The organism is Zobellella iuensis, from assembly GCF_016746085.1.
GTDB classification, from domain to species: Bacteria; Pseudomonadota; Gammaproteobacteria; order Enterobacterales; family Aeromonadaceae; genus Oceanimonas; species Oceanimonas iuensis.
In genome coordinates, this window is the sequence record NZ_JAERTZ010000022.1 from 78325 (window position 1) to 86304 (window position 7980).

Annotated in this window: 6 protein-coding genes; all 6 read left to right on the forward strand. The window is 61.4% G+C overall.

The features are described 5' to 3' along the window. Positions 1–115 precede the first annotated feature (115 nt). Genes JKV55_RS10420 through JKV55_RS10445 form a run of 6 tightly spaced genes read left to right on the forward strand, consistent with a single transcriptional unit; the run spans position 116 to position 7647 of the window. Complete coding sequence (locus JKV55_RS10420; RefSeq protein ID WP_202084964.1) at positions 116–2281, forward strand: NosR/NirI family protein; 2166 nt, start codon at positions 116–118, stop codon at positions 2279–2281. Continuing rightward, positions 2268–4145: a TAT-dependent nitrous-oxide reductase gene (gene nosZ / locus JKV55_RS10425; protein WP_202084965.1), complete on the forward strand. Its 1878-nt coding sequence runs from the start codon at positions 2268–2270 to the stop codon at positions 4143–4145. Before JKV55_RS10420 ends, nosZ begins: the two co-directional genes overlap by 14 nt. Before the next feature lie 8 nt (positions 4146–4153). Then, positions 4154–5440 carry a nitrous oxide reductase family maturation protein NosD gene (locus tag JKV55_RS10430; RefSeq protein WP_202084967.1) on the forward strand — a complete coding sequence of 429 codons (1287 nt, stop codon included), beginning with the start codon at positions 4154–4156 and terminating at the stop codon, positions 5438–5440. After that, the gene (locus tag JKV55_RS10435; protein ID WP_202084969.1) at positions 5409–6335 is read left to right on the forward strand and encodes an ABC transporter ATP-binding protein; all 927 of its coding nucleotides are present in this window, start codon (positions 5409–5411) and stop codon (positions 6333–6335) included. The genes JKV55_RS10430 and JKV55_RS10435 overlap by 32 nt, the downstream gene beginning before the upstream one ends. Continuing rightward, on the forward strand, positions 6307–7143 hold the full coding sequence (locus JKV55_RS10440; protein WP_202084971.1) for an ABC transporter permease: 837 nt from the start codon (positions 6307–6309) through the stop codon (positions 7141–7143). Before JKV55_RS10435 ends, JKV55_RS10440 begins: the two co-directional genes overlap by 29 nt. A 3-nt stretch (positions 7144–7146) precedes the next feature. Beyond that, positions 7147–7647 (forward strand): nitrous oxide reductase accessory protein NosL, encoded by a 501-nt coding sequence (locus JKV55_RS10445; protein ID WP_202084973.1) that lies wholly within the window; start codon positions 7147–7149, stop codon positions 7645–7647. Positions 7648–7980 lie beyond the last annotated feature (333 nt).

Genomic DNA, 7980 nt, shown 5'->3' on the forward strand with positions numbered 1-7980 from the left:
CCTCCTCATTGTTTATTTTCAGCTTACTTCCCTGCCTCTGATCTGGATCAACCCGGGCATTGCCTTTTTTTAACATTATATTGTGCAACTGAAATGACAATTATGGCTTCCCTCTATGTTGCTGGCTCGGCTGCTTGCCTCCTTACTGCTGTTGGTGGCGTTGAACGGCGCCACCAATGCCGACCCCCGAGCCGATGCACCCAGGCTGCTGGCCGATTGGTACCCTCAGGCAGCCATTGAACCCATCTCTGTTCCCTTCAGTGGTTGGCGAATTATTCCCGACGACAGGCGCGTCCGATACGCCTTTCTTTCCCGTCAGTTCGCCGATATTCCCGCCTATTCCGGCAAGCCGGTGGAGCTGCTGTTGGCGATGGACGAGCATGGCCGGCTGGAGCACAGCCGGGTGGTCGAGCACCATGAGCCGATACTGCTGATCGGCATTCCCGAATTCAAACTGACCGAGTTCGTCAACCAGTACCGGGGTATCGATGCCCGCGAGCGGGTGCAGGTGGGCTTGTCCCGCCGGGATGATATCCATTCGGTCGATGGCGTCACCGGGGCCACAGTGACCGTCATGGTGATCAACCAGACCATCATGCGGGCACTGCGCACGGTCCAGGCGACCCTGGCCGAGGGGAATGTGGAGTCCTTCCCCGAGCAAACCGCGACTCCCGCCACCCTGAGGCCCGAATGGCAGCCCCGCACTTGGGTCGAACTGAACGAACGACAGCTGATCCGCCCCCTGCGCCTGACCGAAGGGGAAGTGGAGCAGGCCTTTGCCGGTACCCGGGCGGCTTCCCGCTCCGCGCCGGCGGTGCCCGACGCCCGTTTTATGGAGCTGTACTTTGCCCCGCTCGGGGTGGCGGACGCCGGCATCAACCTGCTGGGCCAGCAGCAGCATGAACGGCTGATGGCCACGCTCGAACCCGGCGATCAGCCGATACTGGTGGTGGCCAGCGGCGACTACAGCTTCCGCGGCAACGGCTTTGTACGCGGTGGCATCTTCGATCGTATCCGCCTGTGGCAGGGGAGCGAGGAAATCGCCTTCCGCGACATGGACTACCAGCGGCTGGCCCCTTCCGATCTGCAGGTGGAAGGCACACCCGCCTTCGGCGAGCTGGCGATCTTTATCGCCCGCGATCGTGCGTTGGATCTGACCCGTCCCTGGCAGTTCGAGCTGATGGTGCGGCGCCAGGTAGGGGCCCTGGACAGCGAATTTGCCAGCTTCTATGCCGACTACCAACTGCCCGAAGCTTATCTCGAACTGCCCGGACCGATGGCGGCTGCCGAGCCAAGCTGGTCCGAAGAGGAGACCCCGTTGTGGGTGAGCGTCTGGCAGCACAAGGCGGTGCCGATAGCGGTGCTGGGCGTGGGCCTGCTGGTGCTGGTGATCATCCTCTTCCTGCAGGACTGGCTGGTACGGCATCCGAGACTGCTGCACCGGCTGCGTATCGGCTATCTCTGCTATACGCTGTTCTTCATCGGCTGGTACAGTCTGGCCCAGCTGTCGATCGTCAATGTGTTCACCTTTCTGCACGCCCTCTTTACCGGCTTCCAGTGGTCATCCTTCCTGCTCGATCCCATGATGTTCATCCTGTGGAGCTTCGTCGCCCTGACCCTGCTGCTGTGGGGGCGGGGCATTTTCTGCGGCTGGCTCTGCCCCTTCGGTGCCCTGCAGGAGCTGGTCAACGAAGCGGCGCGCAAGCTGAAAATAAAACAGTTCACGGTGCCTTTCGCCCTGCACGAGCGGCTGTGGGCACTCAAGTACTTGCTCCTGCTGGGCCTGTTCGGGTTGTCGTTGCAGTCCCTGGCGTTGGCGGAGCAGGCGGCGGAAGTGGAGCCCTTCAAGACGGCGATGACGCTGCGTTTCATGCGCGAGTGGGGCTATGTGCTCTATGCCCTGGGCTGGGTGCTGCTGTCGTTGTTCGTGCGCAAGGCCTATTGCCGCTATATCTGCCCGCTGGGCGCCGCACTCGCCGTGCCGGCCCGGCTCCGGTTGTTCGACTGGCTCAAACGCCGGCAGGAATGCGGGACGCCCTGCCAGCTTTGCGCCAAGGAGTGCGAGGTGCAGGCCATTCATCCCGACGGGCGCATCAACGCCAACGAATGCCACCACTGTCTGGACTGCCAGACAACCTACTACCACCAACGTAAATGTCCGCCTCTGGTAATAAAGGCCAAGAAACGCCGCCAGCGCGAGCTGGAACGGGGCGCGGCCCGGATCAAAGTGACCAATGTGGATACGCCCGGACTACAAGGAGAGTCTAATGAGCAAGCATGAAGAGTTGAGTGAACACCTCAAACTGAGCCGACGGCTGTTTCTGGGGGGATCCTCCGCCCTGCTGGCCACGGCGGCGGCGGGCGGTGGCCTGAGTCTGGCATCGTCACCGGCGTTGGCGGCGGCGGCGCAGAATGGCCACGTGGCGCCCGGCGAGCTGGATGAATACTACGGTTTCTGGAGCGGCGGCCACCAGGGCGAAGTGCGGGTGCTGGGCGTGCCCTCCATGCGCGAGCTGATGCGCATCCCGGTGTTCAACGTGGACTCGGCCACCGGCTGGGGCCTGACCGACGAGAGCAAGCGGATCATGGGGGAGAGCAGCAAGTACCTCAACGGCGACTGTCACCATCCCCATATCTCCATGACCGACGGCCACTACGACGGCAAGTACCTGTTTATCAACGACAAGGCCAACAGCCGGGTGGCGCGTATCCGCCTGGATATCATGAAGTGCGACAAGATGGTCACCATCCCCAATGTGCAGGCCATCCACGGTCTGCGGCTGCAGAAGGTGCCCCATACCAAGTACGTGTTCTGCAATGCCGAGTACATCATCCCCCACCCGAACGACGGCAGCAACCTGGCCGACCTGGATGCCGCCGACAAGTTCACCATGTTCAATGCCGTGGACGCCGAGACCATGGCCGTGGCCTTCCAGGTCATTGTGGACGGCAACCTGGACAATTGCGACGCCTGTTTCACCGGCAAGTACGCCGCCTCTACCTGCTACAACTCGGAAGGCGCCACCGATCTGGGCGGCATGATGCGCAACGAACGGGACTGGGTGACGGTGTTCAACATCCCCCGTATCGAGGCGGCGATCCAGGCCGGCGACTTCACCCACCTCGGCGATGCCAAGGTGCCGGTGCTGGACGGCCGCAAGGGTTCCCCCCTGACCCGGTACATTCCGGTGCCGAAGAACCCCCACGGGCTCAATACCTCGCCCGACGGCAAGTACTTCATCGCCAACGGCAAGCTGTCGCCGACGGTATCCATGATCGAGATCGCCAAGCTGGATGAGCTGTTCGACGACAAGTTCGAGGATCCCCGGGCGGTGATCGCCGCCGAGCCCGAACTGGGCCTGGGGCCGCTGCACACCACCTTCGACGGACGCGGCTATGCCTATACCACCCTCTTTATCGACAGCCAGGTGGTGAAGTGGAACCTGGCCGACGCGGTGCGTGCCTACAACGGCGAGGACGTCAACTACATCCGCCAGAAGCTGGACGTGCAGTACCAGCCCGGTCATAACCACGCTTCCCATACCGAGGCCCGGGATGCGGACGGCAAGTGGCTGATCGTGCTGTGCAAGTTCTCCAAGGACCGCTTCCTGCCGGTAGGGCCGCTGCACGCGGAAAACGATCAGTTGATCGACATCTCCGGCGAGGAAATGAAGCTGGTGCACGACGGACCCACCTTCGCCGAGCCCCATGACTGCATCCTGATCAAGCGCAACATGCTCAATCCCAAGAAAATCTGGGACCGCCAGGATCCCTTCTTCGCCGAGACCGTGGCCATGGCGGCCCGGGACGGCGTGACCCTGGAGCGGGACAACAAGGTGATCCGCGACGGCAACAAGGTGCGGGTCTACATGACCTCGGTGGCGCCCACCTTCGGCATCCAGGAGTTCACCGTCAAACAGGGGGACGAGGTGACGGTGGTGGTGACCAATCTGGACATGATCGAGGACGTGACCCACGGCTTCTGCATGGTTAACCACGGGGTAAGCATGGAGATCAGCCCCCAGCAGACTTCTTCCATCACCTTCGTTGCCGACAAGCCCGGGGTGCACTGGTATTACTGCAACTGGTTCTGCCATGCCCTGCACATGGAGATGGTGGGCCGCATGTTCGTCGAGCCGGCGTAAGGTCCGTCATGAACAGGCTATGGCTTTTCTTGCTGTTGCTCGCCTGGCCGCTGGCGGCGGAGGTCCGGTTGACGCCGGCCTCCGTGGCCGGGCTGGCCGAGGTACCGGCGGGGGAAACCGTGCGGCTGGCTCCCGGCATCTACCCGGCGTTGCGCATCGGGCAGCCCCTGACCCTGCTGGGCGAGCCGGGGGCGGTGATCGACGCCGGTGGCCAAGGCCATGGCCTCTATCTGGATGCCCCCGGCATCCAGGTTTCCCATCTTGAAGTCCGCAACTGGGGTAAGGATTTGGGCACGCTGGACGCGGGGGTTTTTATCAGCGACAACGCCGACGGTACCGAGGTTGCCCATCTGCGCCTGCGTGGCCCGGGCTTTGGCATCTGGGCCGACAGGGTCAGCCGTATCCGCCTCTATGACAACGATATCGAGGGAGATCACCGCCTGCGCTCCCAGGACAGGGGCAACGGCATCCATCTGTTCAACGTCGGCGAGAGCGAGGTGGCCGGCAACCGTATCCGTCGGGTACGGGACGGCATCTATATCGATTACAGCAACCACAACCGGCTGGCCGGCAACCACCTGAGCGAACTGCGCTACGGCATCCACTATATGTACTCCAACCACAACGAGGTGGTGGCCAATTACACCCGTGAGACCCGCACCGGCTATGCCCTAATGCAGTCCCGCTTCCTCACCGTGGTCGACAATGTATCCGAGCAGGATGAGAACTACGGCATCCTGATGAATTACATCACCTATTCCACCATCAGCAACAACAGGGTGGCGGGCGTCAGGGCCAACAGCCATCTGCTCAACCCGCGGGGCGCCGAGGGCAAGGCGCTGTTCGCCTACCATGTGGTGGGCAACGAGATCAGCGGCAACTGGCTGGGTCACAGCGATCTGGGCATCCATATGACGGCGGGCTCGGAGCAGAACCGGATTTTCGGCAATGCCCTGGTCGGCAACCGCACCCAGGTACGTTATGTCTCCAACCGTTCCCAGGAATGGTCCCATCAAGGGCAGGGTAATTACTGGAGCGATTATCAGGGCTGGGATCTGAACCAGGACGGTCTGGGCGATATCGTCCATGAGCCCAATGACGGTATGGACCGGGTGCTGTGGCAATACCCTGCGGCCCGTTGGCTGATGAATGCGCCCGTGGTCAACCTGTTGCGCTGGATACAGCAACAATTCCCAGTGTTCAAGGGGTCTGGTGTGCGGGACTCGTTCCCGCTGATGGGCCTGCCCGAAGCGAGGAGGAGCCATGAGTATCATTCACTTACGACAGCTCAGTAAGCAGTTTGCCGGCAAGGCGGCCCTGAAAGGGGTATCGCTGGAAGTCGCCGAAGGCGAAGTGCTGGGGCTGCTCGGCCACAATGGGGCCGGCAAGACCACCACCATCAAGCTGATACTGGGCCTGCTCCGGCCCGATGGCGGTGAAGTGCGGGTGATGGGGGAGGATCCGGCCAGGACCGACTTTCGCGGCCAGCGCAGGCATATCGGCTTCCTGCAGGAAAACGTCAGCTTCTATGACCAGCTTACCGGTGCCGAAGTGATCGGCTATCTGGCCCGCTTGAAGGGAATAACCCCCTTGCAAGGCGTGGCCTTGCTCGAGCAAATGGGGTTGAAGGAGGCCGCCGAACGGCGTGTCAAAACCTATTCCAAAGGCATGCGACAGCGGCTGGGTCTGGCCCAGGCGTTGCTGGGGGAGCCGCGAGTCCTGCTGCTGGACGAGCCGACGGTCGGCCTGGACCCGCTGGCGACCCAGCACTTTTACCGGCAGATCGAGGAACTGCGTCAACGGGGCTGCGCCATCATCCTCTGCTCCCATGTGTTGGCGGGGGTCGAGCCTTATCTCGACCGGGTCGCGGTGATGGGACAGGGACGGGTACTGGCGGTCGGCGACCTATCCACCCTGAGGGCCGAGTCGCAACTGCCGGTGACCTTGACCCTGCACGGCACCAATTTGCAAGCGGCCCTGCCCGCACAATACCAGCGCCTGGTTCGGCAAGCAGAGTCCGGGCATATCAGGTTGCAGGCCAGCCCCGAACAGCAGAAGGTGCTGGCAGAGGTGATCTGCCGCTTGCCCGGGGTGGAGCACTTCCACTGGCAACAGCCCAATCTGCCCGAGTTGTATCAACATATCTGTTACGGAGCCGCCGATGACCATACTACTGACCATTGCTCGTAAGGAGTGGCTGGATGGTATCCGCAATCGCTGGATACTGGCGATTACCCTCATGTTGTGGGGGCAGGCCGTCGGTCTGGCCTATTTCGGCGGGGTCGCCTCGGGGCTGGTCGGCTTTACCAGTATTGAGTCGACCCTGGCCAGCCTGGCCAGCCTGGCGGTGGTGATACTGCCGTTGATTGCGTTGATGCTGGGCCATGATGCTCTGATCGGCGAGGTCGAGCGGGGTACCCTGCTGCTGCTGCTGACCTATCCCATCACGCCCGGGCAGTTGCTGCTGGGCAAGTTCATCGGCCAGGCACTGATGCTGGCGGCAGCCACCGCACTGGGCTTCGGCAGCGCCGCCCTGACCCTGTTGCTGCTGACCCCAGCGCTCGACACCGGGGTGGTACTGTACCTCTTTGCTGCCCTGATCCTGTCGGCCGTGCTGCTGGGCTGGATTTTCCTCGCCATGGCCTATGCCCTGAGTGGCTGGGTAAATGAAAAGGCCAAGGCCGCCGGCGCCTCGCTGATACTCTGGTTTTTCTTCGTGGTGGTGTTCGACCTGCTGATGCTGGGATTGCTGATCGGATTGCCCGAAAGGCTGGACTTCGCGTCCTTGCCCTACCTGATGCTGCTCAACCCGGCCGATATTTTCCGCATCTTTAATCTCGGCCTGCTGTCGTCGGCGGAAGTCAAAACCGGAGTGCTGGCGGCCGGCAGCAGCCTGGGGTTGGAACCGGCCGGCTTGCTGGCGGGGCTGTTGCTATGGCTAGGCAGCATAATGGGGCTGGCCCGGTTCCTGTTTCAACGTTCATTGCTAAGGATTTAATTCATGCGGTTATACGGTCTTTTATTCTCGGTACTGCTGCTGGCCGGTTGTGGTGAAAGTCATGTCGAGGCCCAGATCAGGCAGGCGGTGGCGATAGAGCGGGGGGACGAGTGCCATCTGTGTGGCATGGTGATCAGTCGCTTTCCCGGCCCCAAGGGCGAGGCCTACGAGCAAGGTGCGGAGGAAATCCGCAAGTTCTGCTCTACCCGGGAGCTGTTGAACTGGGCGTTGGATCCGGAAAATCGGCATGCACGCCAGCAGATTTGGGTGCACGACATGGGCCAGACTCCCTGGGACAAGCCGGATGACGAACATTTTATCGATGCCGAAACCGCCTGGTATGTGGTGGGTTCACGCCAAAGCGGCGCCATGGGACCGACCCTGGCCAGCTTCAAACAGCGGAACGTGGCCGAACGATTTGCGCAAGCTTTCGGTGGTGAGGTGCTGGCATTCGGCGAGTTGACCCTGGGAAATATCAATAGCCTGGGTCACCAGAGCCACTGAATTGTGGGTAACCCTGTGTCTAACCTGTGCTTTTGCTTGGGATATAGGCAAACGGCCCCGAAAGTGATGTTTTTCACAAAAAAGCCCTTGCGCAAAAAACGCGGCTGCCTATAATGCGCATCCACTGACACGGCGCAACCCGCCGGGTCGCAAGCGGCAAAAAAACTTCGGTTTTAACGCTTGACGAATTAAAAGGACGGCGTAGAATACGCAGCCCTGACCCGATAAAGGTCAACGCTCTTTAACAATCTATCAAGCAAACTGTGTGGGCACTCGCAGTAGTTGGGAAACAAAAAAATATTGTTTTTCAATGTCTGTCGAAGTGCACAAACA

Bases quoted from the DNA above. Each gene is read 5' to 3' on its own strand.
- JKV55_RS10440 (WP_202084971.1), top strand. From the start codon at position 6,307: ATGACCATACTACTGACCATTGCTCGTAAGGAGTGGCTGGATGGTATC.
- nosZ (WP_202084965.1), top strand. From the start codon at position 2,268: ATGAGCAAGCATGAAGAGTTGAGTGAACACCTCAAACTGAGCCGACGG.
- JKV55_RS10435 (WP_202084969.1), top strand. From the start codon at position 5,409: ATGAGTATCATTCACTTACGACAGCTCAGTAAGCAGTTTGCCGGCAAG.
- JKV55_RS10430 (WP_202084967.1), top strand. From the start codon at position 4,154: ATGAACAGGCTATGGCTTTTCTTGCTGTTGCTCGCCTGGCCGCTGGCG.
- JKV55_RS10445 (WP_202084973.1), top strand. From the start codon at position 7,147: ATGCGGTTATACGGTCTTTTATTCTCGGTACTGCTGCTGGCCGGTTGT.
- JKV55_RS10420 (WP_202084964.1), top strand. From the start codon at position 116: ATGTTGCTGGCTCGGCTGCTTGCCTCCTTACTGCTGTTGGTGGCGTTG.